Origin of the sequence: Thauera carbonicopians (assembly GCF_025699485.1) — a bacterium.
Lineage (GTDB): Bacteria > Pseudomonadota > Gammaproteobacteria > Burkholderiales > Rhodocyclaceae > Thauera.
In genome coordinates this window covers 358653-384509 of sequence record NZ_JANUXN010000003.1, presented here as the reverse complement: position 1 = coordinate 384509, position 25857 = coordinate 358653, and the positions used below count along the sequence as shown (strand labels likewise).

General features: G+C 66.8%; 25 protein-coding genes. 15 read left to right on the top strand and 10 right to left on the bottom strand.

Going from position 1 to position 25857, the window contains the following annotated elements; all coding sequences use genetic code 11:
• Positions 1-20: 20 nt before the first annotated feature.
• A complete protein-coding gene (locus NX068_RS06760; protein WP_263460523.1) occupies positions 21-956 on the bottom strand; it encodes a LysR substrate-binding domain-containing protein in 936 nt (311 codons plus the stop codon).
• A 93-nt stretch (positions 957-1049) separates the two neighbouring features.
• On the opposite strand from NX068_RS06760, the gene NX068_RS06755 reads away from it, so the two are divergent.
• From NX068_RS06755 to NX068_RS06720, 8 genes are all read left to right on the top strand, one after another.
• Positions 1050-1187 carry a hypothetical protein gene (locus NX068_RS06755; RefSeq protein WP_263460522.1) on the top strand — a complete coding sequence of 46 codons (138 nt, stop codon included), beginning with the start codon at positions 1050-1052 and terminating at the stop codon, positions 1185-1187.
• Positions 1188-1199: 12 nt separating this feature from the next.
• Positions 1200-1889, top strand: a complete 690-nt coding sequence (locus tag NX068_RS06750; RefSeq protein ID WP_263460521.1) for a glutathione S-transferase N-terminal domain-containing protein — start codon at positions 1200-1202, stop codon at positions 1887-1889.
• A complete protein-coding gene (locus tag NX068_RS06745; RefSeq protein WP_263460520.1) occupies positions 1886-2491 on the top strand; it encodes a DsbA family protein in 606 nt (201 codons plus the stop codon). Before NX068_RS06750 ends, NX068_RS06745 begins: the two co-directional genes overlap by 4 nt.
• A gap of 95 nt (positions 2492-2586) precedes the next feature.
• Entirely contained in the window at positions 2587-3234 is a 648-nt protein-coding gene (locus tag NX068_RS06740; protein ID WP_263460519.1) for a 2-hydroxychromene-2-carboxylate isomerase, read from the top strand.
• 110 nt (positions 3235-3344) lie between these two features.
• Entirely contained in the window at positions 3345-3836 is a 492-nt protein-coding gene (locus NX068_RS06735) for a RidA family protein (RefSeq protein ID WP_263460518.1), read from the top strand.
• 400 nt (positions 3837-4236) lie between these two features.
• Positions 4237-5130, top strand: a complete 894-nt coding sequence (gene rarD / locus NX068_RS06730; RefSeq protein ID WP_263460517.1) for an EamA family transporter RarD — start codon at positions 4237-4239, stop codon at positions 5128-5130.
• Between the two features lie 90 nt (positions 5131-5220).
• Positions 5221-5901 carry a TetR/AcrR family transcriptional regulator gene (locus NX068_RS06725; protein WP_263460516.1) on the top strand — a complete coding sequence of 227 codons (681 nt, stop codon included), beginning with the start codon at positions 5221-5223 and terminating at the stop codon, positions 5899-5901.
• Positions 5898-7613, top strand: a complete 1716-nt coding sequence (locus NX068_RS06720; RefSeq protein WP_263460515.1) for an acyl-CoA dehydrogenase family protein — start codon at positions 5898-5900, stop codon at positions 7611-7613. The genes NX068_RS06725 and NX068_RS06720 overlap by 4 nt, the downstream gene beginning before the upstream one ends.
• A gap of 81 nt (positions 7614-7694) precedes the next feature.
• Here the strand turns inward: NX068_RS06720 and NX068_RS06715 are convergent, their stop codons facing one another.
• From NX068_RS06715 to NX068_RS06700, 4 genes are all read right to left on the bottom strand, one after another.
• Positions 7695-8066: a RidA family protein gene (locus NX068_RS06715; RefSeq protein ID WP_263460514.1), complete on the bottom strand. Its 372-nt coding sequence runs from the start codon at positions 8064-8066 to the stop codon at positions 7695-7697.
• A 178-nt stretch (positions 8067-8244) separates the two neighbouring features.
• Positions 8245-8706, bottom strand: a complete 462-nt coding sequence (locus NX068_RS06710) for a methyltransferase family protein (protein ID WP_263460513.1) — start codon at positions 8704-8706, stop codon at positions 8245-8247.
• Positions 8707-8762: 56 nt separating this feature from the next.
• A complete protein-coding gene (gene murB / locus NX068_RS06705) occupies positions 8763-9806 on the bottom strand; it encodes a UDP-N-acetylmuramate dehydrogenase (protein ID WP_263460512.1) in 1044 nt (347 codons plus the stop codon).
• A 1-nt stretch (position 9807) separates the two neighbouring features.
• Positions 9808-10287, bottom strand: coding sequence for a PACE efflux transporter (locus NX068_RS06700; RefSeq protein WP_263460511.1), 480 nt, complete (start codon positions 10285-10287; stop codon positions 9808-9810).
• Positions 10288-10575: 288 nt separating this feature from the next.
• Here NX068_RS06700 and NX068_RS06695 point away from each other — a divergent pair, with 288 nt between their 5' ends.
• The 3 genes from NX068_RS06695 to NX068_RS06685 all read left to right on the top strand — a co-directional run bounded on the left by NX068_RS06695 (position 10576) and on the right by NX068_RS06685 (position 14020).
• Positions 10576-10956: a rhodanese-like domain-containing protein gene (locus tag NX068_RS06695; RefSeq protein WP_263460510.1), complete on the top strand. Its 381-nt coding sequence runs from the start codon at positions 10576-10578 to the stop codon at positions 10954-10956.
• A 113-nt stretch (positions 10957-11069) separates the two neighbouring features.
• Positions 11070-12449 carry an MFS transporter gene (locus NX068_RS06690; RefSeq protein ID WP_263460509.1) on the top strand — a complete coding sequence of 460 codons (1380 nt, stop codon included), beginning with the start codon at positions 11070-11072 and terminating at the stop codon, positions 12447-12449.
• Positions 12450-12607: 158 nt separating this feature from the next.
• On the top strand, positions 12608-14020 hold the full coding sequence (locus NX068_RS06685; RefSeq protein WP_263460508.1) for a YdgA family protein: 1413 nt from the start codon (positions 12608-12610) through the stop codon (positions 14018-14020).
• On the opposite strand, the gene NX068_RS06680 is transcribed toward NX068_RS06685, so the two are convergent.
• The 5 genes from NX068_RS06680 to NX068_RS06660 form a co-directional block, all read right to left on the bottom strand.
• Positions 13992-14987 carry a GGDEF domain-containing protein gene (locus NX068_RS06680; RefSeq protein WP_263460507.1) on the bottom strand — a complete coding sequence of 332 codons (996 nt, stop codon included), beginning with the start codon at positions 14985-14987 and terminating at the stop codon, positions 13992-13994. The genes NX068_RS06685 and NX068_RS06680 overlap by 29 nt on opposite strands.
• Positions 14984-17575 (bottom strand): oxygen-sensing cyclic-di-GMP phosphodiesterase DosP, encoded by a 2592-nt coding sequence (gene dosP / locus NX068_RS06675; protein WP_263460506.1) that lies wholly within the window; start codon positions 17573-17575, stop codon positions 14984-14986. Before dosP ends, NX068_RS06680 begins: the two co-directional genes overlap by 4 nt.
• 30 nt (positions 17576-17605) lie before the next feature.
• Positions 17606-19183, bottom strand: a complete 1578-nt coding sequence (locus tag NX068_RS06670; RefSeq protein ID WP_263460505.1) for a methyl-accepting chemotaxis protein — start codon at positions 19181-19183, stop codon at positions 17606-17608.
• Positions 19184-19573: 390 nt separating this feature from the next.
• Positions 19574-19813 (bottom strand): helix-turn-helix domain-containing protein, encoded by a 240-nt coding sequence (locus NX068_RS06665; RefSeq protein WP_263460504.1) that lies wholly within the window; start codon positions 19811-19813, stop codon positions 19574-19576.
• Positions 19814-19903: 90 nt separating this feature from the next.
• On the bottom strand, positions 19904-22984 hold the full coding sequence (locus tag NX068_RS06660; protein ID WP_263460503.1) for a transglycosylase domain-containing protein: 3081 nt from the start codon (positions 22982-22984) through the stop codon (positions 19904-19906).
• Between the two features lie 223 nt (positions 22985-23207).
• Here NX068_RS06660 and NX068_RS06655 point away from each other — a divergent pair, with 223 nt between their 5' ends.
• The 4 genes from NX068_RS06655 to NX068_RS06640 all read left to right on the top strand — a co-directional run bounded on the left by NX068_RS06655 (position 23208) and on the right by NX068_RS06640 (position 25834).
• On the top strand, positions 23208-24224 hold the full coding sequence (locus tag NX068_RS06655; RefSeq protein ID WP_263460502.1) for a sulfate ABC transporter substrate-binding protein: 1017 nt from the start codon (positions 23208-23210) through the stop codon (positions 24222-24224).
• A 14-nt stretch (positions 24225-24238) separates the two neighbouring features.
• Complete coding sequence (locus NX068_RS06650; protein ID WP_004338061.1) at positions 24239-24454, top strand: TOBE domain-containing protein; 216 nt, start codon at positions 24239-24241, stop codon at positions 24452-24454.
• Between the two features lie 7 nt (positions 24455-24461).
• Positions 24462-25145, top strand: coding sequence for an RBBP9/YdeN family alpha/beta hydrolase (locus NX068_RS06645; RefSeq protein ID WP_263460501.1), 684 nt, complete (start codon positions 24462-24464; stop codon positions 25143-25145).
• A 179-nt stretch (positions 25146-25324) separates the two neighbouring features.
• Positions 25325-25834 (top strand): rhodanese-like domain-containing protein, encoded by a 510-nt coding sequence (locus NX068_RS06640; protein ID WP_263460500.1) that lies wholly within the window; start codon positions 25325-25327, stop codon positions 25832-25834.
• The last annotated feature ends 23 nt before the right edge of the window (positions 25835-25857 follow it).

Genomic DNA, 25857 nt, shown 5'->3' with positions numbered 1-25857 from the left:
CCGGCGCCGGGAGGCAGCCGTCAGTCCGTGGCGGCTGCCTCCGATGCGTCCGTCTGCTTCGCTTCGGCCAGGATCCAGTCGATCAAGGCCTGGGCGCCCTTCGACGGCTCGCCATCCCGCTGGAACAGGTAGAAAGCCTTGCTCGACTGCGGGCCGGGCCGGCGCGTCGGTAGCGCAATCAGACGTCCATCGTCGAGCATCGGGCGGATGAACTGGCTGCGGCCGAGGGCAATACCCTGGCCCGCGACCGCGGCATGGATCATCTGATCGAACAGATTGAAGCGGATCACCCCTTTCGGCCTGATGCCCGCCCAGCCCTGCGCCTCGAGCCAGGCATCCCAGTTCCAGCAGGGCGACGAATCGCCCTCGAATTCGAGCAGCACCGAGCGCGCAACGATCTCCGGGTCGTCCAGCCTGCGGATGCCCAGGCTCGGGTGTGCCACCGGAAAGATCGTTTCGCCGAAAAGCCGCCGCGCGCCAGCCGGCATCTGTTCCGGTATGCCGTAGCGGATCGCGATGTCCAGCCCTTCGCGGCGCAGGTCCATGATGCTGTCGCTGGCCGACAGGCGGACCTCGACCTTTGGATGGTGCTGCTGAAACTGCGGCAGCCGAGGCAGCAGCCACAGCCCTACGAAGGAAATGCTGGCGGTCAGCGTGACCGGCCGCTGCGCAAGCAGGCTGGCCTGCAGCGCACCGACCGTGTCCTGCAACTGCTGCATCGCGCTGTCGGCGCTGACGAACAGGCGCTCGCCTTCGGCCGTGAAATGGATCGCGCGGTGCGTGCGCTCGAACAGCTTCATTCCCACTGCCGCTTCCAGCGCATGGATCTGGCGGCTGACGGCCGACTGGGTCAGGAACAAGTCCTGTGCAGCCAGCGTGATGCTCATGCGCCGCCCCACGGCGACGAAGCTGCGCAGAAGATCCGGCGAAGGGAGCCTGGCAAGTGAAATTGACATTCCGTCACCGCATGCGAACTGCCGAAAAACTCGTTTGTACCAACTTCACGCATGAATTCAAATGAAGCTCCATGCATAAAAGGAGCTTCAGGCATGCCACACGCCATCGATCCCGACTTCACCGTCCGCGTCCGTGAGAGCTTCGAACGCCAGAACGTCATGCACCTCATCCGAGCCACCCTGCTGCCCGTCGAGCCGGGGCGCACCAAAATCCACCTACATCGCAAGTAAGCGAGGACGACGATGATCCATCTCTACAGCTGGCCTGCCCCCAATGGGCACAAGGTGCAGATCCTGATCGAGGAACTGGGCATTCCCTACACCCTCGTCCCGATCGACATCACCAAAGGCGAACAGCACACGCCCGCTTACCGGGCGATCAACCCGAACACCAGGATTCCGGCAATCATCGACGACGAGCCGCTGGACGGTGGCGGACCAATCACCATCTTCGAGAGCGGAGCGGTCATGCTCTATCTCGCCGAGAAGACCCGGCGCTTCATTCCCGCCGAACCGCGTCGGCGCATCGAGATGCTGCAATGGCTGTTCTGGCAGGTCGGCGGTCTCGGACCGATGATGGGGCAGGCACAGCATTTCTTCCGCTATGCACCCAGCCCCGTTCCCTACGCCATCGAGCGCTACCAGAAGGAGACGCGGCGGCTGCTGACGGTGCTCGACCAGCGGCTCGCCGGCAGGGACTACCTCTGCGACGACTATTCGATAACCGACATGGCCTGCTTTCCGTGGGTCCGCATCCACAAATACACCGGCGTCGGCCTCGACGATTTCGCGAACGTGCAGGCCTGGTACGGCCGCGTGCGCAGCCGGCCCGCGGTGGGCAGGGGCCTCGACCTGCTGCGGGAGCGCTGGGTGGACGTGACGACCTCCGACGAGGCCAAGCACAACCTGTTCAAGGCGGGAGACGGCGCATGAGTGCGCAGGAAACCCCGGTGGTCGATGCTTTCATCGATCTGCGCAGCCCGTATTCCTATCTCTCCCTCGGGCCTGCGCGTCGATTGGCCGAACGCACCGGCGCGCGTTTCGACTGGTGGCCGTACATCACGGATTTCCGTTCCGCTTACGGCGGAGAAGTCGAAGCACGCAGCAGCCGCGATATCGCCAAGGTGAAGTACCTGTACATGGACTGCCGCCGCCTGGCAAAAAAGCAGGGCCTGACGATCCGCGCCACGACCAAGCTGTGGGAGCCGACGCTGGGCTGCCAAGCCCTGCTGTTCGCCATGTCGCACCACCGGCTGTGGGCCTTCCTCGATCCGATGCTCGCTGCGTTCTGGCGCCGCGAATTCGATCTCGAATCCCATGCGGAGATCGAGGCCGCGCTGCAGTCGGCCGGGCTGGACGCGCAGGCATGGCAGGCCTACCTTGCCACCGATGCCGGGGCGGATCTCGCTGCGGCGCATGCGAAGGCGGAAGCGCTCGGCGTGTTCGGCGCTCCGACCTTCGTTTACCAAGGCGAGCTTTTCTGGGGAAGCGACCGTATCGACCTGCTTGCCGAAACCCTGACCGGGGCGGCGTGACTTTTCCCGACTACATACCGCGCGACCGGACATGCTTGGTCCACCTTCCCGCCGCATATACGATGCCCGACACCCCGTGACCGAGGAAACAAATCGTGAGCACTGCCGAACCCACAGCCAAAGCCATCTTCTATTTCGACGTCATCTCGCCCTGGGCCTGCCTGATGGACCAGGCCCTGCGCCGCGAGCCGCTGCCGGTCGAACTCGAACGGCGCCCCGTGCTGTTCGCCGGGCTGCTGAACGCCTTCGGCCACAAGGGGCCGGCCGAGATCGAGCGCAAGCGGCGCTTCACCTACGAGCTGTGCACCTGGACGGCCCAGGAACAGGGCTTCCCCTTCGTGATGCCGGCCGTGCATCCGTTCAACCCCCTGCGCTACCTGCGCCTCATCGTCGCGCTGGGCGCCACGCCCGCTGCGGTGTCGGCGGTGTTCGACGCGCTCTACACCACCGGCTGCGACCCCGAGAGCGCCGAAGCCTGGCAGGACGTGCTCGGTCGCCTGGGCGTCGACGCAAGCACGCTGGATCTGGATGCACCCGAGGTCAAGAACCAGCTCAAGGACAACACGGCCCAGGCCGCCAGCGATGGCGTCTTCGGCGTGCCGACGATCGTGGTCGGCGAACGCCTGTTCTGGGGGCTGGACGCCTTGCCGATGCTGCACGCCCATTTGCGGAATGATCCCCGGCTGACATCGCCGGCGATGCAGGCCGCAGCCAAGGTCCGTTTCGGCGCCCGCCGCGCCTAGCCGCTGAAACACGCGTCATATGCCGCGTGATCCGGCAGCGCCGTTTTGGGAGCCGCCGGCCACGCGTGCTAGGCTGCATGGCACTTGTTCATCGACGAGGAACGATCGACATGTCATTCAGGAATGCTTGCGCTGCATTTGCTCTGTTCTCAGCCGCCATTGCCCCCGCGCAGGCCGGCGACATCATTCGTCATCCGCTTCCCAACTCCAACTTTCCGATCCTGCAAGCGGTCGAAGTACCCGCAGATAAAACCGTCGTCTATCTCAGCGGCGCCGTGCCCAGCGTCATCAACAAGAACGCCGACATCAACAGCGTCGAAGCCTACGGCACCATGGAAGAGCAGACCGTATCGGTCATGAAGCGGATCCAGGCCCAGTTGCAGGAGCTGAAGCTGGATGTCGGCGACATCATCAAGATGCAGGCCTTCCTGGTTGCCCCGGAGGGCAGGGCCGTGGACTTCAAGGGTTTCATGGCCGGCTATTCGCAGTTCTTCGGCACCGCCGAGCAGCCCAACCTGCCGGTTCGCTCCGCCATGGTCGTCGATGCGCTGGTCAACCCCGGCTGGCTGGTGGAGCTGGAAGTCACTGCCGTACGTCCCTGACGGTTTTTCCGTCCGACCGCCGTATCCTGATCATTCCAACAACTGCTCCGCAAGGCGCCGATGGCGATCAGGTCATCGCTGCCCCCGAGATCCGCGCAACGATACGGGGTATTGCCTGGCGTTTTCGGGAAGAGCCGGATCAACACCGCAAGGCCAACCGTGAACAACGACATCACCCCCGCCAAACGGTGCGCATGCCGACAGGCATACAAGAATACGCTCACATCAACGCATGGTTGGCGGCGCGTAGCACCTGCCAACAACCCGAAAAATCGACTCTTGAACCCCCAATAACGTCTGTCAGAGCCTCTTTCCCCCTGACTCCCATATGCCGAAGCCGGCTCCATCGTGCCGGTCAGTGACAAGGAGATCCAGGGCAGCCTGATTCAGTCTTGCGTCCATGATCAAAGGTCTTGCTGCTTCAATCACCGCGTCCGTGCTGTTCGGCGTGCTCTACTACTTGGCGCCCCTGCTGGTGCCGCTCGACGGTGAGCAAATCTTCGGCTGGCGCATGTTGTGCACCATGCCGTTCACAACCATGCTGCTCTTCTCGAAAGGGCAATGGCCGCTCGTGCAACAGCTGGCACTGCGGGTTCGGCGGCAACCGCTGCTGGCCCTGGGGCTTGTGGGCAGCTCGGCCCTGCTGGGAATACAGCTCTGGCTGTTCCTCTGGGCGCCGCTGCACGGGCGGGCGCTACCGGTGTCACTGGGTTATTTCCTGCTGCCGCTGGTGATGGTACTGACCGGGCGCGTACTGTACCGCGAGCGCCTCTCGCTCCTGCAATGGCTGGCAACTGCGCTCGCGACCGTGGGAGTGACGCACGAGGTGGTACGCACAGGTGGCATGCCGTGGGAAACCTGGCTCGTCGCACTGGGCTACACCGCGTATTTCGTGTTGCGCCGACGCATGAACACCCATCACCTGGGCGGACACTGGCTGGACATGCTGCTGCTCGTGCCCGCCGCATCGTGGTTCGTACTGCGCACACCCTCGTCGCTGCCGCTGATGGCGGACAATGCGCACCTGTGGGCGCTGATGCCGGCGGTAGGCATGGTGAGCGCGGTGTCGCTGGCGCTCTACATGGCGGCCAACCGCCTGCTGCCGCTCGGACTGTTCGGGCTGCTCGGCTACGTGGAGCCGGTTCTTCTGGCCATGGTGGCGCTACTGCTGGGCGAGAGCATCGGCGCGGCGCAGTGGCCGACCTACGGACCCATCTTCGCGGCTGTGGCGGTGCTGATGATCGACGGGACGCTGCAGCTACGCCAACACGGCCAGCGTCCTGTCCCAGTCTAGCACTCGCCCCCTCGACACATCTCACGGCAGGCTTGCGCTCCATCATGATGTGAACTATCGTTCACTCAATGAATCACGATTCACTTCATCATGGCCTATCGCAAGACAGAACGCATCGAAGCACGCCTTGCCGACAACCGGCAGCGCATCCTGGACGCCGCGCGCAGGCTGGTTTCCGAGGGCGGCTGGGCCGAGGCGCAGATCAGCCACGTCGCCTCCGCCGCCGGCGTGGCAACCGGCTCGGTGTATCGCTACTTCCCGTCCAAGGTGGATCTGTTCGTCGAAGTGCTGTCCGTCGTGTCCCAGCGCGAAGTCGACGTGCTGGAAGCCATCGCGGAGAGCGACGATGCGCCCTGGCGGACCCTTCACGTCGCGGTTTCGACTTTCGTCGAACGGGCGATGCGCAACCGGCGACTGGCCTATGCCCTGATCGCCGAACCCTGCGAACGGGAGCTCGATGAAGCCCGGCTGGTGTATCGCCATGCCATCAGCAAGCAGATCATGCGCATCGTCAAGGATGGCCAGGCGCAGGGCGATTTCCGTGCAGACCTCGACCCGAGCATTGCCGCCACGGTGATCGTGGGCGGCTTCATGGAAAGCCTGATCGGTCCGCTTTCGCCCCTCAACGCCGATTTCGACCGCTCGGGCAAGCAGACGCCCGACGCGGTTCATGCCCTGGCCAGCCAGATTGCCGATGTCTGCTGCGCGGCCGTCGTCGCGCAGGACGGCAAGCTTGCTTCATTCGACGCCACCCGAAGGAGACAGAAATGAACGCCCCGATTCCCTCGAGCAATGCACTCGAGCCGGCATCCGACCGCCATTCCACCCACATCGTCAGGAACCAGGCCGCGATGCCGACCGGTTTCAGCGCCTTCGACGACGACGTGGTGCTGAAGGCCGCAATCGAACGCGAGGCACCGTGGGCTGCGTCGCGCTGCTCGGCCATCGGCAAGCTGGCAGGCGACGATGCGGTGCAGGAGCTTGCCCGCCAGGCCAACCGCAACGATCCGGAACTGAAGACCCACGACCGCTTCGGCAACCGCATCGACTGGGTCGAGCTGCATCCCGCCTGGCACGCGCTGATGTCGCTGGCCTGGAAGCACGAAGTACCGACGCTGTCGTGGACCAGCAAGGAGAAGCAGCCGCATTTCGCCCGCGCCGTGCTTTCCTATCTGTGGAACCAGGTCGAACAAGGCACCGGCTGCCCGACCGGGATGGCCTATGCGTCCTACGCCGGCTTCCGCCACGAGCCGGCGCTGAAGATCTGGGCCGAAAAAAGCCTCGGCACGGTCTACGAGAACAGCCGCCGCGAAGTGGCCGACAAGCCCTCGGTGGTGATCGGCTACGCGATGACCGAGAAACAGGGCGGCTCCGACCTGCGCGAAACGCAGACCACCGCGGTGTTCTCGCACAGCGCCGACTACCACGGCACCACCGCCCACTGGTACGAACTGACCGGCCACAAGTGGTTCTGCTCGGTGCCGCAGTCCGACGGCTTCTTCACCCTGGCCAAGGTCGATGGCGGCGTCACCTGTTTCTTCCTGCCGCGCACGCTGCCCGACGGCAGCCATAACCGCTTCTTCATCCAGCGGCTCAAGGACAAGGCCGGCAACCGCTCCAATGCCAGCAGCGAAGTGGAATACAGCGGCACCCTGGCGATCCGCGTCGGCGAAGAAGGCGCCGGCCTCAGGGAAATCCTCTCCCACTCCCACCTGACCCGGCTAGACTTCGCCGTCGGCTCCGCCGGCCTGATGCGCCAGATGCTGACGCTGGCGCTGAACCACGCCACCACCCGCAACGGCTTCGGCTCCAGCCTGGCCCGGCGCCCGATGATGGCCAACGTGCTAGCCGACATGGCGGTGGAAGTCGAGGCCGCGACGCTGATGGCCCTGCGCATCGCCAGGGCGACCGACCATATCGACACCGATCCACAGGAAAAGGCCTTCGCCCGCGTGACGACGCCGATGGCCAAGTACTTCAACTGCTCCCGCGTCGTCGCGGTCGCCAACGAGGCCCTGCAATGCCACGGCGGCAACGGCTTCGTCGAGGACGGCCCGATGGCCCGCCTGTACCGCGAAGCGCCGCTCAACAGCGTCTGGGAAGGCACGGCGAACATGATGTGCATGGATGTCCGCCGCGCCATGCTGAAGGACGCCAACTGCCGCGACGCCCTGTTCGCCGAACTGGCCGACGTGCGCGGTCAGGACGCACGCTTCGATGCCTACGTCGCCGCGATGGGGCCGCTGCTGGACGCCATGCTGCAGGACGAGTTCCTCGCCCGCCCCGCGTCCGAAGCCATCGCCCGCTCGCTGCAGGGCGCCGAGCTGCTGCGCCACTCGGCACCGGAAGTGATCGACGTCTTCATGAAGACCCGGCTGGGCGGGAGCGTGAACGGCTGGGGCGCCATGTTCGGCTCACTGGGCCCGGGCGTGACTCAGGCGCAGGCGGACATCATCGTCGAACGGGCGCGGGTCAAGCGCTGAACGTTGCTGGTCGCGTTTTCCATGAATTGATGCTGCCGACCACCTGCGCAAGCACCAGAATCGCGTGGGCGACCGGGGGCGTCAGCACTCGACCGCGCCGACCACCACGATCTCGATCCGGTAGGCCGGGTTGGCGAGTTGCGCCTGCACCGTCGCGCGCGGCGGGGTGTGGCCGGGCACGATCCACTCGTCCCAGACGGTGTTCATCGCGCCGATCTCGCTGATGTCGGCCAGGAATATCTGGCATTGCAGGATGCTACGCCTGCTGGAACCGGCTTCTTCCAGCAGGCGCTCGACGTGGCCCAGCACCTCGCGGGTCTGGGTGGCGATGTCGGCGCCGGGGCTGTTCTCGGGGATCTGTCCGGCCAGATAGACCACGCCGTTGAACACGGCGCTTTCGGACAGGCGCGGGCCGACGTGGCGGCGTTGCAGGGCGGATTCGGGTGTGGACATGGCGGGTTTCCTTTCCTGGGTTCGATGGCGAACAAGCTTACATCCTGCCGGGCGAGCAGGTGGCGATGCCGGGGAACAAGCACAGCAACACCAGGGCCGCGATCACCAAGCGGAAATGGCGCACGGCCCGGCGATGCCGCTGTGATCTACTTGCCTGCCATGCTTCGATCGTCAGGGTTCACAGCCAACGCGGGGTTCGCTTGCAGAAGCTCGCGTACGCTTCCGGGAAGCGAGCGGACAGATGCCGTTCCTCCGGCTGGATCTGGAATCGCGTGATGTAAAGCATGAAGGCCGGGACGGCCACGAAAGCCGCAGCATTGCCGAGGTATAGCGCCCATCCCAGCAGGATTACGGAGTCGCCGAGGTACATCGGGTTGCGGGTATGGCGATAAATACCGGATGTCACCAGGCTCGTGGCCGACGCGGGCCGGAGCGGATTGAAGGTCGTACCTGCGCGCAGAAAGGCGAGTGCAGGAAGAATATTCAAGGCCAGGCCTACAAGGACCAGCGCAATCGCGAGAGTGGTGCGCAGCGCAAATTCAAAGGAGAGTTCAGGCAGCAAAGGTGCGACGCCATAAACGACGGCACCAAGCAGCACCATGACGACCGGCGGCGGAATTTTTGTCTCGAGCCACTGCATTGTTTGAACGAGGCTTCAAGTCGCGCCGCACGACAACGGCGACCCGAGGCAGCTTACTACCGACTGCCCCCACCCACAAACACCGGCTCTGCCTCCAACATCACGCCGAAGCGCCCCTCCACGTCGGCCACGATCGCCCGCGCGATCCGCTCCACGTCCGCCCCCGTCGCCCCCCCCCGATTGACCAGCACCAGCGCCTGGCGCTCGAAGCAGCCCACCGGGCCGAGGTCGCGGCCTTTCCAGCCAGCCTGTTCGATCAGCCAGCCGGCGGCGAGCTTCTCGCGGCCGGCTGGCTGCGGGTAGTGCGGCATCGACGGGTGCGCTGCCAGCAGGCGAGCGCAGTGGGCGGCGTCGACCACCGGATTCTTGAAGAAGCTGCCGGCGTTGCCGATTTCGGCGGGGTCGGGCAGCTTGCGGCGGCGGATGGCGACGACGGCGTCGGAGACGTCGAGCGGCGTGGGCGCGGTGATGCCGGCGGCGGCCAGCTCGCGTTCGACGTCGGCGTAGCGGGTCACGGCCTGCCAGGGTTTCGGCAGGCGGAAGCGCACCGCCGTGACCAGCCAGCGGCCAGGGTTGCGCTTGAATATGCTGTCGCGGTAGCCGAAGGCGCAGTCGACCAGGGTGAAGACCCGGCGTTCGCCGGTTTCGAGCTCGATCGCGTCGAGCGAATCGAAGCGGTCGGCGGTTTCGATGCCGTAGGCGCCGACGTTCTGGATCGGCGCCGCGCCGGCGGTGCCGGGAATCAGCGACAGGTTCTCCAGCCCGGGCCAGCCCTGCTGCAGCGTCCAGCGCACGAAGTCGTGCCACAGCTCGCCCGCACCGGCCTCGACGATCCAGGCATCGGTATCCTCGCGCACCAGGCGGCGGCCGGCGATTTCCACCTTCAGCACGGTGCCGGCGAAGTCGCCGCGCAGCACCAGGTTGCTGCCGCCGCCGAGCACCAGCCGCGGCTCCGACGTCCAGCCGGGCGCAGCGATGGCAGCGGCAAGTTCGTCCACCGAACGCAGGCGCAGCAGCTTCGCCGCGCGCGCGCGCAGGCCGAAGGTGTTGAGTGCGGTGAGGTCGGCCTGCACCTCGACGCACGTCGATGCACCGGGCATCTCAGCGCTCCAGCCTCACCGTGTCGCGCTCGGGGGCGGCAGGCGTGTCGGGGATGGGGAACAGGCGGTCGTAGCCCATGTTGAACAGCAGCGCGTACACCGTGTAGGTGATGGCGAGGAAGATGTCGGCGATCGCCGCCTCGATCCAGCCCATGCCGGTCCACCAGACGATGATCGGCAGCGTCATGCCGAACAGGCCCAGCTCGAAGCCGACCGCGTGGATGCAGCGCAGGCGGAAGGGCCGGCGGTCGGCCTGACGGCCGGTGAGCCGGCCTTCGAGCCAGTCGAAGCTGGTGTTGTAGCAGCCGTTCCAGATCGCCGCGATCAATGCCAGCAGCGCCAGCAGGCCGAGCGATTCGGTGATGGGGACGCCGCTGCCCCAGGCGAAAGGCGGCGTGACGATCAGCAGCCCGCCGATCTCGAACATCGTGATCTGGCGCAGCCGGTCGCCCAGCGAGCGAAGTTTGGGTTTTGAAGACACGGTGAAATCCTGCAATGAAGATGCGACCCCGAGGGTTGAACCCAGGGGGGTTGCCGTCAGCACGGGTCGTCCCGTGGGTAACCGACGGTCGCTGCGTCATTGCGCATGGCGGGCGGGGCCGTCCCCGCGTCGGAACACGAGGTCCACTGGCGCGGACCAGCGAACCTTTTAGCAAATCCCCCTCACTTCTGGCAAGCGTGGCACGCAGCGGCGGGTGCGGCATCACGCTGCTAAAATATAAGCCATCACTGATTCTGACCCCGCCCCGCACAGAGAAGGAGCACCGCCATGAAAACCGCTCATGACCTCGTCGTCACCGCCAAGGCCCGCGTCGCCGAAATCACCGTCGATGAAGCCGAAGCCGCCGTCCGCGGCGCCGATTTCGTCATCGACGTGCGCGAAGCCGACGAGTTCGCCGCCGGCCACATTCCGGGCGCCACCCACATTCCGCGCGGCCTGCTCGAGTTCAAGCTCAGCGGCGCACCGGAGCTGGGCGCACGCGATCTCGACGTGGTGCTCTACTGCAAGACCAGCGGCCGCGCCGCGCTGGCCGCCTGCGCGATGCAGGACATGGGCTACACCCGGGTGCGCTCCATCGCCGGCGGCTTCGATGCGTGGGCGGCAGCCGGCAAGCCGGTCGAGCAGCCGAGCCTGCCATCCTTCGAGTAACAAAGCGCCACATGGGCGGTTCCCGTTCCACAACGCACGCCGGCTAAACTATTTGCCCGAATAGTCGTCAAGACGTGCTTGTGCCGGCACCGCCGGTCTTCGAGATTCCGCCCATGCTCCCTACCCTGCTGCCGATCGGCTCCCTGCTCACCGGCATCGCCCTGCTGCTGCTCGGCTCCGGCCTGCTCAACACCATCGTCGCCCTGCGCGGCGGCCTGGAAGGTTTTTCCGACACCACGCTTGGCCTGATCGGCTCGACCTACTTCCTCGGCTTCTTCCTCGGCGCCTTCGTCGCCCCGCGCCTGATCCGGCGCATGGGCCACATCCGCGCCTTCGCCTTCTTCGGCGCCGCGGTGGCCGCCTGCATGCTGCTGCACGTGCTCGTCGTGCACGCGGCATTCTGGATGGTGCTGCGCGTGATCACCGGCGTGGCGCTGGTCGGTTTCTACACCGTGATCGAAAGCTGGCTCAACGAGCAGACGACGTCCGAGCGGCGCGGCCAGGTATTCGCAGTGTACATGGTGGTCAACCTGCTGGCGCTGGCCGGCGCCCAGCAGTTGCTGCGGCTCGACGGGCCAGGGAACTTCACCCTGTTCGCGGTCGCCGCCATCTTCGCCTGTCTGTCGCTGCTGCCGGTGACCATGACCCGCCTGCCCCAGCCGCAGCTCGGGCACACGCCCAAACTCGACTTGCGCATGGTGTGGCGCGCGGCGCCGGCAGCCTTCGTCGGTGCGCTGTCGTCGGGCATCGGCATGGGTGCGTTCTGGAGCCTGGGGCCGATCTACGGCCAGCGCATCGGCCTCGACCCGACCGGCATCGCGATGCTGATGAGCAGCGCCATCCTGGGCGGTGCGCTGCTGCAATGGCCGATCGGCCGCCTGTCTGACAGCGGCGACCGCCGCCGCGCACTCGGCCTGGTCGCAGCCGCGGCCGCCATCACCGGCGCCGTGATGGCGGCGCTGGGCGACGTCACCGGCAGTATCGAAGCCGTCGCGCTGGCCGGCTTCTTCATCTTCGGCGGCGCCGCGTTCACCATCTATCCGGTCACCGTCGCCCACCTGATCGACCATGTGCACCAGCAGGACATCCTCGCCGGCAACACCGGCATTCTGTTCCTGCATGGCGTCGGCGCCGCCATCGGCCCGATGATCGCCGGTGCCTTGCTCGGCTTCGCCGGCCCTGCCGGCCTGCCGCTGCACTTCGCCATCGCCTTCGCGCCGCTGGCAGTCTTCGCGCTGCTGCAGGCCCGCCGCGGCAGCGACGAGATCGTCGACGAGGCCGCACACTTCTCGCCGATGCTGCGCACCTCGCCCACGGCGCTGGACATGGTGGCACCGGATGCGGAAGCAAGCACGAAGACGCAACCCGACGCCGGCGACCAATCCGCCAGCGCCTCCCTCGACGCGTCCGCGGACGGCACCACGGACACCGCTGCCGAACCCTTGGTCGAAACGGTCGGCGCTCCCAGGACTGCCCCCACGCCGAATTCCTGAGCAGCCGGCCGGACGGCTGCTCCCGGCCATCACCCCATTCACATATACTGTGCGCCGTTTTGCGACGCATCAATGACATGGACGCGATGGCCTGTACATGCGGCGGCGCCCGACTGCGGCCCGCCACGACCTCTTGACCGGAAAAAGGAAACCCCCGGATGAACCGCCCCACCAAGATCGCAGCCGCGCTGGCCGTGATCGCCCTGAGCTACCCCGCCGCCGCATGGTTTGCCGGCCAGAAGATCCAGACCATCCTGGATGAGCAGTACGCCGAGATGCAGTCGCACCCCACGCTGAAGATCGCCGAACGCAGCTACGAGCGCGGCCTGTTCTCCAGCACCGAGAAAGTCAGCTTCGAGATGGCGATGCCGCTCGTCGCCGAAGACGGCACGCTGCAGGCGGGCGAGCCGTTCCGCATGCATGCCATCAACCGGATCGAGCACGGCCCGCTGCCGGGCTTGTCGACGCTGGCCGCAGCGACGATGGACACCGAGCTCGTGATCGACGGCGAACAGGGCGAGAGGCTGGCAGCGGCGCTGAATGGCAGGGCACCGCTGACGGCCCGCACGGTGTTCCAGTTCGACGGCAGCGGCCGCTCGGCGGTCGACAGCCCCGCACTGGAATTCGGCATGCCCGACGGCACCGGCAACGAACTGCGCATCAGCCTCGGCGGGCTGAAGGCGGACGTCGCCTTCAGCGCCGGCCTGCGCAGCTACACCACCAAGGGCACGGCGGAAAGCATGTCGATGGAAGACCCCAACATGCGCATCACGCTGTCCGGGCTGAGCTTCGACGGCGACCAGCGCCGCCTGTTCGACGACGAGCCCTGGCTGCATGTCGGCAGGCAGCGCGCGACAGTGGCGTCGATGGACGTCAGCGGCAAGGAAGACAGCGAGCTCGACGGCATGGCCTTCCAGCTCGAGCGCATGAGCTACGACATCGACGCTCCAGCCGAGGGCGACTACGTCGACGTCAAGGCACTGATCGGCACGGAAGTGTTGCGCATCGGCGATGCCGACTACGGCCCCGCGCACTATGACTTTTCGCTCACGCACCTGCACGGACGCACCCTGGTCGAGCTCTGGCGCAAGCTGGTCGAGATCGGCTCCGACCCCACGGCACTTGCAGCCCAGGCCGAAGACCCCACGGCAATCTTCGCTCCGCTGGCCGAGCCCGCCATGGCCTTGCTGGGCCACAACCCGGCGTTCAGCATCGACCGTATCAGCTTCACCAGCCCGCACGGCAAGACCGACCTGTCGGCACAAGTCAGGCTCGACGGCCTGCAGCCCGAAGAACTGGCCAATCCGATGATGCTGATCGCCAGGCTGCAGGCGGCGGCCGACCTGTCGGTGCCGCAGGCCCTGTTGCTGGCCTTCGGCACCAGCCAGGCCGAAAACGAGGACGAAGCGGCATTCGCGGCGGCACAACTCGACGCCCAGCTCGGCGCGCTGGAAGCGCAAGGCTATCTGCAGCGCAACGGCGGCATCGTCAAGACCCAGGCGGCCTTCCGCCAGGGCCAGTTGACGGTCAACGGCAAGCCCTTCAATCCCCTGGCACTGGGCGGGCACTGAGGCCGACGCCGGGCAGGCGGAGCGGAGCGTCGTCCTTGGACAACAGCCACTCCGCCGCCCCTTCGTGGGTGGGCGCCCACCACCGCCACTGCCCCTTGCGCGATTTCTTGATCGCGTACAGCGCGAGATCGGCCCGCTGCAGCAGTTGATGCAAATCCGCCGCCTGCTCGGGATAAATGCAGGCGCCCATGCTCGTGGTGACATGGACCGTCCGGTCCGCCAGGACGATGGGTTCGCCGACCAGGTCGACGATGCGCTGACAGATGTCGTCCATCCGCTCGAGCTTTCCCGGCACATCGAGCAGCAGGCCGAATTCGTCCCCGCCGAGCCTGCACACCAGGTCGGAACCGCGCACCACCCGCTTCAGGCGCTTCGCCACCGTGCACAGCACGGCATCGCCCACCAAGTGGCCGTGGGTGTCGTTGATCGGCTTGAAGCCATCCAGATCCAGCATCAGGAAAGCCAGGCGCCGCTGCTGCGGACCGGAGGTCGCGTCGCGCCAGTGCTCCTCCAGGCCCCGCCGGTTGGCGATGCCGGTGAGCGGGTCGAGAAAGGCGAATTCCTTGAACAGCAGGCTGTCGCGCTTCAGCCTCGTGATGTCCTTGCAGATGGCGACGGCCAGCCTCTGCTCGTGCAGGATCAGGCCGCAATGCAGCGCCGTGCGAACCTGGCCATCGCCACCGCGGATGTCGATCTCGATGTCCGGCACGACGCTCACGCCCTCGGCATCCCGGCGCCACAGGGACATATCCCAGTGCTGCCGCAGCAAGGCCTTCTGCCGCTCATGGACGCAGGCGCTCGCGATCAGTTGCCGCGCTGACCTGAAGTGGCCGGACGGGTGACCCAGCAGGCTGTCGAAAGCATGGTTGCTGTAGCGGATCCGGGCATCGGGCATGGTCGCCACCACGACGGCGACGGGCAGCGCTTCGAGAATGCGGGTGAACAGCGCATCCGGCAGAAATTTCATCCGCCCATCCCCGGGCAAGCCTCCACGACGCCCGACGCCGCGGCGGCCCGGAAGCGTTCGAGCCACGAGGGAATGTCCTGGGGGCTGAGCGGGCGGGAGAACAGGTAGCCCTGGACGACCGGGCAGCACTGCCGCCTGAGCAGTTCGCATTGCCCCACGGTTTCCACGCCTTCGGCAACGACCGTCAGGTTCAGGCTGCGGCCGATGCCGATGACCGCCGTCACCAGCGCCTGCAGGCGGCTCTCCTGCAGGCATCTGTCGATGAAGCTGCGGTCGATCTTGACCTCCGTCACCGGCAGGCTGGCCAGATTGGACAGGCTGGAGAAGCCGGTGCCGAAATCATCCACCGACAGGCCCACGCCCAGCGCGCGGATGCCATGCACGATCTCCAGCATTTCCGGGGTCAGCACCATCGCCGCGCTCTCGGTGATCTCGATGGTCAGGCTTTCGCCAATCAACGCGTATTCCTGCAGCAGCCCGGCGACGAAATCCGGCAGCGCGCGGCTGCGGAAGCTGCGCGGCGACAGATTGACCGACACCACGGGCACGTTCACGCCCTGGTCGCGCCACGCCGCCATCTGCCGACAGGCTTCGCGCAGGGCCCAGTGCCCGATGGCCTCGATCTCGCCGATCTCCTCGGCCAGCGCGATCATCCTGCCGGGCGGGATCTCGCCGAAATTGTCGTCGTGCCAGCGCGCCAGCGCCTCCACGCCGTACAGTTCGCCGTCCTCCGCACGCACCTGCGGCTGGTACACCAGGCGCAGGCCGGCCCCGGCGACGGCCCGGCGCAGCGCCGTCCCGAGCAGCAGGCGCTCGCGCGCGAGTTCGTTCATGCCGGTATCGAAGAACAGGATGCCGCCACCGTTCGACGCCTTGACCTCGTCCATCGCACTCTTGGCACTCTGCAGCAGTCCATCGCGGTCGCGGCAGCCTTCGTCGGGATAATGGCTGACACCGATGCAGGCCGACAAATCCAGCAGCACGCCGGCGATGTCGACCGGTTCGCCGATGACCTGCTGGATCTGCGAAGCCACCTGCGCGGCGCGGGATGGGCTGCAGTCGGAAACGACCAGCACAAAGGTGCAGCCTTCGAGCCGCGCCAGGAAGGCACCGCCGCTCAGGCGGGATCGCAGGCGATTGGCGATCTCGACCAGCATCTGGTCGCCCACCCGATGGCCCAGGGAGTTGTTGATGTCCTTGAAGCGGACCAGCCCGACGCAGAAGAAGGCAACCTCCTGCTCCACACCGGAAGCCAGCAGATCGTCGGTGTAGCGATATAGATTGTTGCGGTTCGGCAATCCGGTCAGGGCGTCGTAGTGGACCAGCTGGTCGAGCTGCTGCCGGCTTTCCTCGCGCTCGATCGCCAGCGCGCACAGGTACATGCTGACGTCCGCAATCCGCCTCAGATAGGCGTCCTGCGGGGAATCCTGGCGGAGATGGAGGGCGAAAATACCGATCACGCTGCCGTCGCGCCGCTTGACCGGATAGACCATGCACGCCCGGCAACCGACCGGCGGCATCCGCCCGCAGTAGGCCGAGCGCAGCGGTTCGGCCTTGATGTCGGCCAGCATCACCGGCTCGCCACGATGGGCGCAGCTACCGTAGCCCGCCACACCTTCGCCGATCTCCACGTCATCCCAGCCGGCCGCGTACGAGGCCTGGAAGCTCGGCGCGGCCCAGTGCCGCAGCCTGCGCCCGACGACCCTGAACACGGAGACCAGCACGCCCGGCGCAATGGCTTCGATGCGCTGGCAGATGAAGTTGCCCAGCCCCGTGAAGGACAGGTTGCTGGTCAAGGCCTCCAGCACGTCGCGCTCGAGATCCCTGATCCGCCGTGCTTCGGTGATGTCGGAGATGGCAATGACCTGGTTGCGCAATTGTCCGCTGTCGTCGTCGAGGACGGGGTTGACCGAAATCTTCACCCACATGTCCCGGCCGTCCTTGCTCCTGACCAGGATCTCCTCGTTGAATCCTTCCGTGCCCTCCCGGGCCTTGCTGCGTACTCGCTCCAGCGTCTCGGCATCGGTGTGCGGGCTGGCCAGCAGTTCACTCGGCAAGCAGCCGATCGCCTCGTCGGCGGCATAGCCGAACAGATCGCTGAAAGCACGGTTGATCTGCACGATGCGGCGCTCGCCATCGACGACGAACAAGGGACGCTCGGTATGGTTGACCGCCAGCAGCAGCAGGCGATTCTGCTCGCGCCGGGACACTTCGTCCGACACGTCGCGCGCGAAGGCCAGGTAGTGGATGCGGCCCGACAGGTCGATCTTCGACAGCGAGAACGACACCCACAGCCGCCGGCCATCCTTGCGCTCCACCAGCAGGTCGCGGTTCATGCCGACGGCCCGGGGCTTGCCGCCCTCCCGGTTGCTGCGCATGTAGTTGCCATGAACGGCCTGCAGCGCCTTCGGCAGCAGCGGCTGCATGTCCCGGTCGATGATTTCCTCGCGCGCATAACCCCACAGCCGTTCGGCAGCGGGGTTGAAATAGCGCACGCAGTTGTTCTCATCGACCAGCACCGCCGCCATGATCGACTGCTCGAGCGCCGGGAGCAGCATCCCGTACACACTCGCATCCGGCACGCTCATTCCCTGCTCTCTCCGGCCATGCGCACCGGCTCAGCGGCTCAGGCTGCTGGCGAAATGGCTGGCGAGCACCCGCAGATTGGCGATGTGCTCGCCCAACCTGGCGGTGTGTGCGCTGAACGTCGCGCTGGACTCGATCGCCTGGTTCGCACTGCTGCGCAGCACTTCCATCTGCCGGCCGGTCTGCTCGCTGATCAGGGACTGCTCCCGCATCCCGGCATCGACGTTGCCCGCCAGTTGGTTGATGTTGTCGACCGACTCCAGAATCACGCCGAAAGCCCGGTCGGTCTGCCCGGCGACATCCACGGTCTGCTGTGAAACCGCCACGCCGCTGCCGATCGCGCTCACGCACGCCTGGGTGCCGTCCACCAACCCCGAGATGATCTCGCGAATGTCGCGTGTCGCATCCTGGGTACGCTGCGCCAGGTTGCGCACTTCGTCGGCGACGACCGCGAAGCCGCGACCCGCCTCGCCGGCACGGGCAGCCTCGATCGCCGCATTGAGCGCCAGCAGATTCGTCTGGTCGGCGATCGCGGTGATGACGTCGATGACCCTGGAGATGTCGCTGCTGCGCTCGGCCAGCGCACCGACGGTATTGCGCGTTTCCTCCAGCCCGGATGCCAGGCGATCGATGGCCCCCATCATCTGCGCCAGTTGCTCCCGCCCCTGCGCGGTCGCACGCCGCGACTGCTCGGCCGCCTCCGCCGTGTGTGTCGAGGCTTCCGCGACCTGGCGCTGGCTGTCCAGCATGCGCGTCATGGCCTGGGATATTTCCGCCACTTCCTGGCCCTGCCCCTGAACGGCCTGGTTGGCCTCATCCACGCAGGCGTCGGCGTTCTGCTTGGAATGCGAAATGAGCTGGCAGGAGTTGTTCAGACGGGCGACGATCGCGCGCATCTCGGAAGCCCGGCTCTGCAACAACTGCATGATCGTGCCCAGTTCGTCCTTGCGGCCGCTGTACAGATAGGCGAGCGCCGGATGGCCGGTCGCGCCGCGGAAGCCGCGCACCATGGCGCGGAAGGGCTGCAGCAGCATCGCGGCGGATGCGCCCGCCGCCACGGCCATCAGCAGCGCGGCGGCAGCCAGCACCGACTCGCCGCGCCACAGCGCAAACGCCGCCACCGCCAGGCCCGGCAGGGCAGCCACCGACACCAGCTTCGTCGCCAGCGACAACAGCGGCGGCCGCGAACCGGCTGGCGTACCGCCGGCTCGCCAGCGCCGATACTCGCGCTCGGCACGCGCCTTCGCCGCCGGCGACGGCAGGGTCCGTACCGACTGGTACTCGACGACGACACCATCCTTCACGATCGGCGTCACGTAGGCATCCACCCAGTAGTAATCGCCGTTCTTGCAGCGATTCTTGACCAGGCCCTTCCACGAACGACCGGATTTGATGCTCGCCCACAGGTCGGCGAACGCGCCCGGCGGCATGTCCGGATGACGGATGACGTTGTGATGCTGGCCGACCAGCTCCTCGCGGCTGAATCCCGACACCGCGATGAAATCATCATTGACGAAGGTGATCACGCCTTGCAGGTCGGTGGTCGTGATCAGGTGGGCGTCATGCGGATAGCTGACCTCCCTGTCGGTCACCGGCAGATTGGTTCTCATGCCAGCGCCCCGCCGCGATACGCGACGGCCTCCCTGCTTCCCGGACCGTACGGCGTTTCCGCACGGACATGCGTTGCACACATGACATCTCCTCCCTCATTCTTGTTTTGGCCGGATCGGATACACGATCCTGCGTGGACTGAAAAAATGTACCCATAACAGGTACATTAACAGTGCCAAAGGCCCGGCACGGTGACAAACCGCACGATCGAGTCGATCAAGTGATTTGCGGGATGGATGCTACCCGTGTGACAAGGGATGGACCGCCTGTCGGGCATTTGGAGTTGCCCATTTCGGGGCGGAACCGTCGGCGACGGCAACGCGGCCCGCATGACATGCAGAAAACGACGGCTTCAATTGCCGTCCGGTGCATCCCCGGCGGGGCGGAGCTCACTCCTTGCCCCACTCCGGCATGTTCTCGGCGCACTTCAGCACCAGGCCCAGGCCTTCGCCGGGCTCGGCGTCGAGCGCCCTGCAGTACCAGATGTATTCGACCACATCCAGCCGGCGCTCGCCGGACTCGACCTTCTGCACGTAGGAATGCGCGACGCCCAGGCGCTCGCCGAGTTCGCGCATGGTCAGGCCCCGGCTCTTGCGCCTCTCGCGCAGCCAGCGGTTCAGACACGACATTTCCGGGGTGTGGATACTTTTCGTCACCTGTACCTTTTATCGGCACAGACTGATGTACCCAACTTGGGGACACGACGAGAAACTACCCGCTCATGCGGGCGGAGCCGGTATGGACGAAGCCGGCGGACGGAGGCAGCCTGCATCGGCCTCCGGCGTCAAGTGCGGCACCAGCACCGGCGCCATCGACTTCAGGATCTGCACCGGCAGCGCCGAGGTGAAGCGATAGGCGGCGGCGCCGGGACCGGTGACGTAGGCGGTCAAGGTGCCGAAATGGCGCGGGCCGAGATAGAAGACGAAAGTCGCGGTGCGATTCAGCGCGGTGCCGGCGCGGCCGCCGATGACGATGCGGTTGTCGCCGGTGCCGGTCTTGCCGCCCAACGCCAGCTCGCTGCCGTCGGCCAGGCGGAAGCTGCCCGCCAGCCGGCGCGCGGTACCGCTCTCGACCACGTCGGACAGCGCGTTGCGCAGCGCCGCCGCCACTTCCGGCGCCATCACCCGCTCACCGTCCTCGGCGCGCAGCGTGAAAGCGGTTTCGTACGGCGTATCGACGGCAAAATCGATCCGCTCGATGCGCTGCATCGGCAGGCGCAGGCCGTCGTTGACGATGATGCCCATCAGTTCGGCCAGCGCCGCCGGCCGGTCGCCCGAACTGCCGAGCGCGGTGGCCAGCGAAGGCACGAGATGGCCGAAGGGATAACCCAGCCGCGCCCAGCGGCGGTGGATCTCGAGGAAGGCTTCGACTTCCAGCATCGTGAAGATGCGCGAATCCTGCGCATTGCGCGAGCGGGTGCGGAACAGCCAGCGGTACACCGCCTGGCGCTCGCCCTCGCTGGCGGCGATCGCTTCGCCCAGGCTCGCCTGCGGATTGCGCATGCGGTAGCCGACCAGCCACAGCTCCAGCGGATGCAGGCGCGCGACGTAGCCGCGGTCGGGCAGGTCGAAAGCCTCCGGCGCGTAGCGGCCGTAGAGCCGGGCGATGCGCGATTCGGTCGGCAGCGCCTCGCCCAGGCGCTGGCCGAGGAAGGCGGCGAGCGCCTCGGGCGGCGCATCGGGTTCGAGATAGCGGAACACCGCGGCCAGGCGTTCGGCGCCGGGACGCAGGCCGTCGAGCAACAGCGCGCGCATGTCTTCCGCGCCCAGGCCCTGGTACTTGCGCCAGAAGCGGCGCAGGAAGACCTGGCCCTCGCGGTCGGCGAAGCGCGCCAGGTATTCGGCTCGACGCGGATCCTGGGCGTCCTCCAGCAGTTGCGCGGTGCTGCCCGGCACCTGGTACATGGTGTGGCGCACGATCTCGCGCATCAGCCGCACGAAGGGCAGGTTGATCGACGCCTGCAGCGCTTCGCGCAGTGTCGGCATGCGCACATCGTCGCTGCGGTTGAAGTTGCCGAAGCTGTGCAGCCCGCCGCCGGTGAAGAAGCCTTCGCCCGGGCTGGCGGAGAAGCGCCGCTCCAGCGCCGCGTCCAGCATCGCCGGCAGGCTGCGGTCGCTGGCGGTGGCGAGGTGGTCGATGGCCCAGCGCGTCAGGTTGTCCTGGCGGGCGACGTCGACCCGGCGCAGCGCCGGCATGTCCAGCTCGGCCAGTTGCCCGTGCAGTTCGGCGACGATTTCCAGGTAGGTCGCCAGCACGCGCAATTTGGCGGTGGAGCCGAGTTCGAGCTTGCTGCCTTCGTTGATGTCGAACAACTGGTCGGAGGTGTCGGTCTGCACCCGCACGCGGTTGCCGCCCGGCGTGCGCTCGACCAGGGTGAAGCTGTAGCGCACGGCGCCGAGCGTCGCCGGGTTCAGCATGCGATCGCCGACCAGCCCCTGGCTGCGGGCGAAATCCGCATCGGCCAGGCGGCCCAGATAGTCGCCGACCGCCTGCTGCAGGCCGCCGTGCAAGCTCGTGCCGACTTCGGCATCGAGCCGGTCCAGGCGGTACAGCGAAATACCCAGCATGCCCGCCAGCCGCGTGCGCACCGCGGTCGTGCCCTTGCCCGGACGGGCCGGCAGCACCGCCGGATCGGCTGCCAGGTCGCGGAAAACCGGTCGCTGCGACAGCGCGGCATCGCGCAGCGCGGCGCCGATGGTGCCGGCCTCGGCGAGCAGGCGCAGGTAGGCATCGGTGCTGCGCACCAGTTCGTCGCGGCCGCGCGCCAGGTACCACGACGGCCGGCGGTGGGCGATCATCAGCGCCACCACCTGGCGCAGCGCCAGCCCTTGCTCACGCAGGATCTCGCCCTGCCCCGACGGCGCCGACAGCAGCGCATTGACGCGGTCGAAATCGGCGCCGAACCACACCCACAGGCCGTCGCCCAGGCCATTGACTTCGCCATGCCCCGGCGCCGCCGACAAGGGCACGGTGTTCAGGTAGTCGAGCACCAGCCGCTGCCGCAGCGGCAGGGTCCGTTCGCCTTCGCGGTAGGCGCGCACGCTGGCCGACACCATCTGGCGCAGCTTTTCGCGCGCATCGACGGTGATGCCATCGGGCGAGTGGCGGTACTTCTCGATCTGCGTCGCCAGCGTGCTGCCGCCGGGGGCGTCGAGGTCTTCCTTGACCATGCGCCCCAGTTGCGCCGCCGCCGCGCGCGCGAAGCGCACCCAGTCGACCGCCGGGTTCAGCGTCGGCCGGCTGTCGTCGAGCAAGTCGCGGTTCTCGATGAACAGCAGGGCCTGCGCCACCACCGGCGGCACGGCGGCGAAGTCGGCATAACCGCGATACGGATAGCGGAAGTCGTACAGCGGTCCGCCGCGGCAGTCGAGCACGTCGAGGCCGGCGCGGGTCTTCTCGCGGTAAGGTGGAAACAGGCCGCGATCGACGTAGTCGATGAGTTCGGGGCTGAAGCGGGTCTGCGCCACCAGGTCGAAGCCGCGCGCCTGCAGCCGTTCGATGAAATCCGGCAGTTCAGTGTAGCCGAGGCGCTGGTCGAAGGGGCCGTGCGTCGGGTAGCGCAGCGCATCGCTGCGGCCGGCGACGCGCTGGTAGTCGAGCTTCGCCGCGAAACGCGAGATCTCGCGCGCCTGCAGGCGCGAGCTGTGCAGTTCGTGGACGAGCAGCACGGCGCCTGCCACCAGTACGACCAATACCAGGATGAACAGCCCGGCACCGAACAGACGCCAGGGACGCAGGCGGTGCCGGACAGAGGGAGCATCGGCTTCTTGCGCGGCGGGTGCTTCGGCTTCGGAATTCACATCAGGGTGCAGGGCAGGACGAATCGATATTGCATCGCCACGATTATGCGTTTTTCGACGCAAGAAAATGACACTGTTACAGAAGCGCCACAGAGCCGGGCACGGCGATTCGAAGTGCCCCTGCCAGAAATGGAATAAGCAATCCGTTTTTTCTACGTTCAGGTTATGAAGCAGGAAGGCTAGATTTCCGCCATCGCAATCGACACTACATGGAGAAACCTCGATGGCCTTCAACCCCCTTCGGTCCACTCGCCGCGGCCTGCTCGCCCTGGCGGTCGCCGCCAGCTTCGCCGGCGCAGCCCAGGCCCAGACCACGCTGCTCAACGTCTCCTACGACCCGACGCGCGAGCTCTACCAGGAGTTCAACCCCGAATTCGCCAAGCACTGGAAGGAACAGACCGGCGAAACCGTCACCATCAAGCAGTCGCACGGCGGCGCCGGCAAGCAGGCGCGCGCGGTCATCGACGGCCTGGAAGCAGACGTCGTCACGCTGGCGCTGGCCTACGACATCGACGCCATCGCCGAACAGACCGCCAAGATCCCCGCCGACTGGCAGAAGCGCCTGGCGCACAACAGCTCGCCCTATACCTCGACCATCGTCTTCCTGGTGCGCAAGGGCAATCCGAAAGGCATCAAGGACTGGGGCGACCTGGTGAAGCCCGGCATCGAAGTCGTCACGCCCAACCCGAAGACCTCGGGCGGCGCGCGCTGGAACTACCTCGCCGCCTGGGCCTACGCGCTGCAGCAGCCGGGCGGCAACGAAGACAGCGCCAAGGAATTCGTCGGCCAGTTGCTGAAGCACGTGCCGGTGCTGGATTCGGGCGCACGCGGTTCGACCAACACCTTCGTCCAGCGCGGCATCGGCGACGTGCTGCTGGCCTGGGAGAACGAAGCCTTCCTGTCGATCAACGAGCTCGGCCCGGACAAGTTCGAGATCGTCGTGCCCTCGATCTCGATCCTCGCCGAACCGCCGGTCACCGTGGTCGATGGCGTCGCCGACAAGCGCGGCACCACCAAGGTCGCCCAGGCCTACCTGGAATACCTGTATTCGCCGGTCGGCCAGAAGATCGCCGCCAAGCACTACTACCGGCCGTCCGCACCGGAACATGCCGATCCGGCCGACGTCGCCCGCTTCCCCGAAGTCAAGCTGGTCACCATCGACGACCTCGGCGGCTGGCAGGCGGCACAGAAGAAGCACTTCGCCGACGGCGGCGTGTTCGACCAGCTCTACGCCAAGTAAACGGGAGATTGACGATGGCAATCCAGGCAATCAACGTCCGCAACCAGTTCCGCGGACGGGTGAAGGAAATCATCCGCGGCGACGTCGTCAGCGAAGTCGATGTCGAGACGCCTTCGGGCATCGTCACTTCGGTGATCACCACGCGCTCGGTGGACGAGCTGGGGCTGAAGCCCGGCTCCGAAGTCGTCGCGCTGGTGAAATCCACCGAAGTGTCGATCGCGACGCTCTGAGCCCGCCGTGCGCCACACGATACTGACCGTGCCCGGCTACCACGGCAGCGGCGCCGGGCACTGGCAGACCTGGCTCGAAGGTGAACTGCCGGAAGCGCGCCGGGTCGGCGGCATCGACTGGGAAGACCCGCTGCTCGCGCGCTGGGCCGGCGAGGTCCGGCGCGAGATCGACGAAGCGCCCGGCGCGGTGTGGATCGTCGCGCACAGCTTCGGCTGCCTCGCCAGCGTCGTCGCCGCGGCGGACCGGCCGCAGAAAGTGGCCGGCCTGCTGCTGGTGGCGCCCGCCGACCCGGAACGCTTCGACCCGCTCGGCCTGCGTGCCGATGCCGGACAAGGCCTGAGCCTCGCCGACTACCTGCCGCAGACCGCGTTCGACTGTCCCAGCATCCTGGTCGCCAGCCGCAGCGACCCCTGGCTGAAGATGCCTGCCGCCCGTACCTGGGCCGAGCGCTGGGGCAGCCGACTGATCGACGTCGGCGACGCCGGCCACATCAATACCGACTCCGGCTACGGGCCGTGGCCGCAGGCGCTCGAGCTGCTGGCGCAGTTGCGCGCGGCCGCCGACACCCCGCTCGGCGCGATCGCGTCGCGCAAGCAGGCCCGGCGCGGACGCATGGGCGCACTGGCCCGGCTGCGCCACCAGACCCGGCGCCTGATCAACGGCGAAGCCCGCGTACCGAGCCGGCCATAGAACTCGGCCACGAACCGGCCATCCGGGGGCCGGCCGTCCGGTTGCCGGGAACGCCGGATTCTTATTCACCGCACGGGAATCCATTGGAATTTTTGTTGGTTCGGATGCGGACGGGGCAAGCGTAAGGTTTGCGTATATCGACACAGGGCAAAACGCCCGAAGACACAGGAGGAAGGAAGATGGCCATCAGTGCAAGCACCGCAGCCCCCACCAGCCCCGTCGCCTCGCAGCCGGCGCAGGCCGGGCCGCTCCACCCCATTCTCGAGCGCGCCCTGGTCCATGCGGCCGACGAAGGTCTGCCTTATGCGGGCGGCGTGACCCCGGCCGAGGCCTGGGAACTTGTCTCGGCCGGCGAAGCCGTACTGGTGGACGTGCGCAGCGGCGAGGAACGCAAGTTCGTCGGCCACGTACCGGAATCCATCTTCGTGCCCTGGGCCACCGGCACCTCGCTGACACGCAACCCGCGCTTCGTCCGCGACCTGGAAAGCAAGACCGGCAAGGACGCGGTCGTGCTGCTACTGTGTCGCAGCGGCAAGCGCTCGGCCCTGGCGGCCGAGGCCGCCGCAAGGGCAGGCTTCAAGCATGTGTTCAACATCCGCGAAGGCTTCGAAGGCGATCTGGACGACCAGCAGCGCCGTGGCTCCTTCAACGGCTGGCGACACGCCGGCCTGCCCTGGGTCCAGGACTAATCACACGGAAACAGGAGTCACAT

Excerpts from the sequence above, each read along its gene's own strand:
- NX068_RS06710 (WP_263460513.1), bottom strand. The coding sequence starts at position 8,706 with ATGCAGTGGCTCGAGACAAAAATTCCGCCGCCGGTCGTCATGGTGCTG.
- NX068_RS06715 (WP_263460514.1), bottom strand. The coding sequence starts at position 8,066 with ATGTCCACACCCGAATCCGCCCTGCAACGCCGCCACGTCGGCCCGCGC.
- dosP (WP_263460506.1), bottom strand. The coding sequence starts at position 17,575 with ATGAGCGTGCCGGATGCGAGTGTGTACGGGATGCTGCTCCCGGCGCTC.
- rarD (WP_263460517.1), top strand. The coding sequence starts at position 4,237 with ATGATCAAAGGTCTTGCTGCTTCAATCACCGCGTCCGTGCTGTTCGGC.
- NX068_RS06725 (WP_263460516.1), top strand. The coding sequence starts at position 5,221 with ATGGCCTATCGCAAGACAGAACGCATCGAAGCACGCCTTGCCGACAAC.
- NX068_RS06650 (WP_004338061.1), top strand. The coding sequence starts at position 24,239 with ATGGCAATCCAGGCAATCAACGTCCGCAACCAGTTCCGCGGACGGGTG.
- NX068_RS06750 (WP_263460521.1), top strand. The coding sequence starts at position 1,200 with ATGATCCATCTCTACAGCTGGCCTGCCCCCAATGGGCACAAGGTGCAG.
- NX068_RS06680 (WP_263460507.1), bottom strand. The coding sequence starts at position 14,987 with ATGAAATTTCTGCCGGATGCGCTGTTCACCCGCATTCTCGAAGCGCTG.
- NX068_RS06670 (WP_263460505.1), bottom strand. The coding sequence starts at position 19,183 with ATGAGAACCAATCTGCCGGTGACCGACAGGGAGGTCAGCTATCCGCAT.
- NX068_RS06760 (WP_263460523.1), bottom strand. The coding sequence starts at position 956 with ATGTCAATTTCACTTGCCAGGCTCCCTTCGCCGGATCTTCTGCGCAGC.
- murB (WP_263460512.1), bottom strand. The coding sequence starts at position 9,806 with ATGCCCGGTGCATCGACGTGCGTCGAGGTGCAGGCCGACCTCACCGCA.
- NX068_RS06755 (WP_263460522.1), top strand. The coding sequence starts at position 1,050 with ATGCCACACGCCATCGATCCCGACTTCACCGTCCGCGTCCGTGAGAGC.
- NX068_RS06745 (WP_263460520.1), top strand. The coding sequence starts at position 1,886 with ATGAGTGCGCAGGAAACCCCGGTGGTCGATGCTTTCATCGATCTGCGC.
- NX068_RS06640 (WP_263460500.1), top strand. The coding sequence starts at position 25,325 with ATGGCCATCAGTGCAAGCACCGCAGCCCCCACCAGCCCCGTCGCCTCG.
- NX068_RS06720 (WP_263460515.1), top strand. The coding sequence starts at position 5,898 with ATGAACGCCCCGATTCCCTCGAGCAATGCACTCGAGCCGGCATCCGAC.
- NX068_RS06665 (WP_263460504.1), bottom strand. The coding sequence starts at position 19,813 with ATGTCGTGTCTGAACCGCTGGCTGCGCGAGAGGCGCAAGAGCCGGGGC.
- NX068_RS06735 (WP_263460518.1), top strand. The coding sequence starts at position 3,345 with ATGTCATTCAGGAATGCTTGCGCTGCATTTGCTCTGTTCTCAGCCGCC.
- NX068_RS06655 (WP_263460502.1), top strand. The coding sequence starts at position 23,208 with ATGGCCTTCAACCCCCTTCGGTCCACTCGCCGCGGCCTGCTCGCCCTG.
- NX068_RS06690 (WP_263460509.1), top strand. The coding sequence starts at position 11,070 with ATGCTCCCTACCCTGCTGCCGATCGGCTCCCTGCTCACCGGCATCGCC.
- NX068_RS06685 (WP_263460508.1), top strand. The coding sequence starts at position 12,608 with ATGAACCGCCCCACCAAGATCGCAGCCGCGCTGGCCGTGATCGCCCTG.
- NX068_RS06695 (WP_263460510.1), top strand. The coding sequence starts at position 10,576 with ATGAAAACCGCTCATGACCTCGTCGTCACCGCCAAGGCCCGCGTCGCC.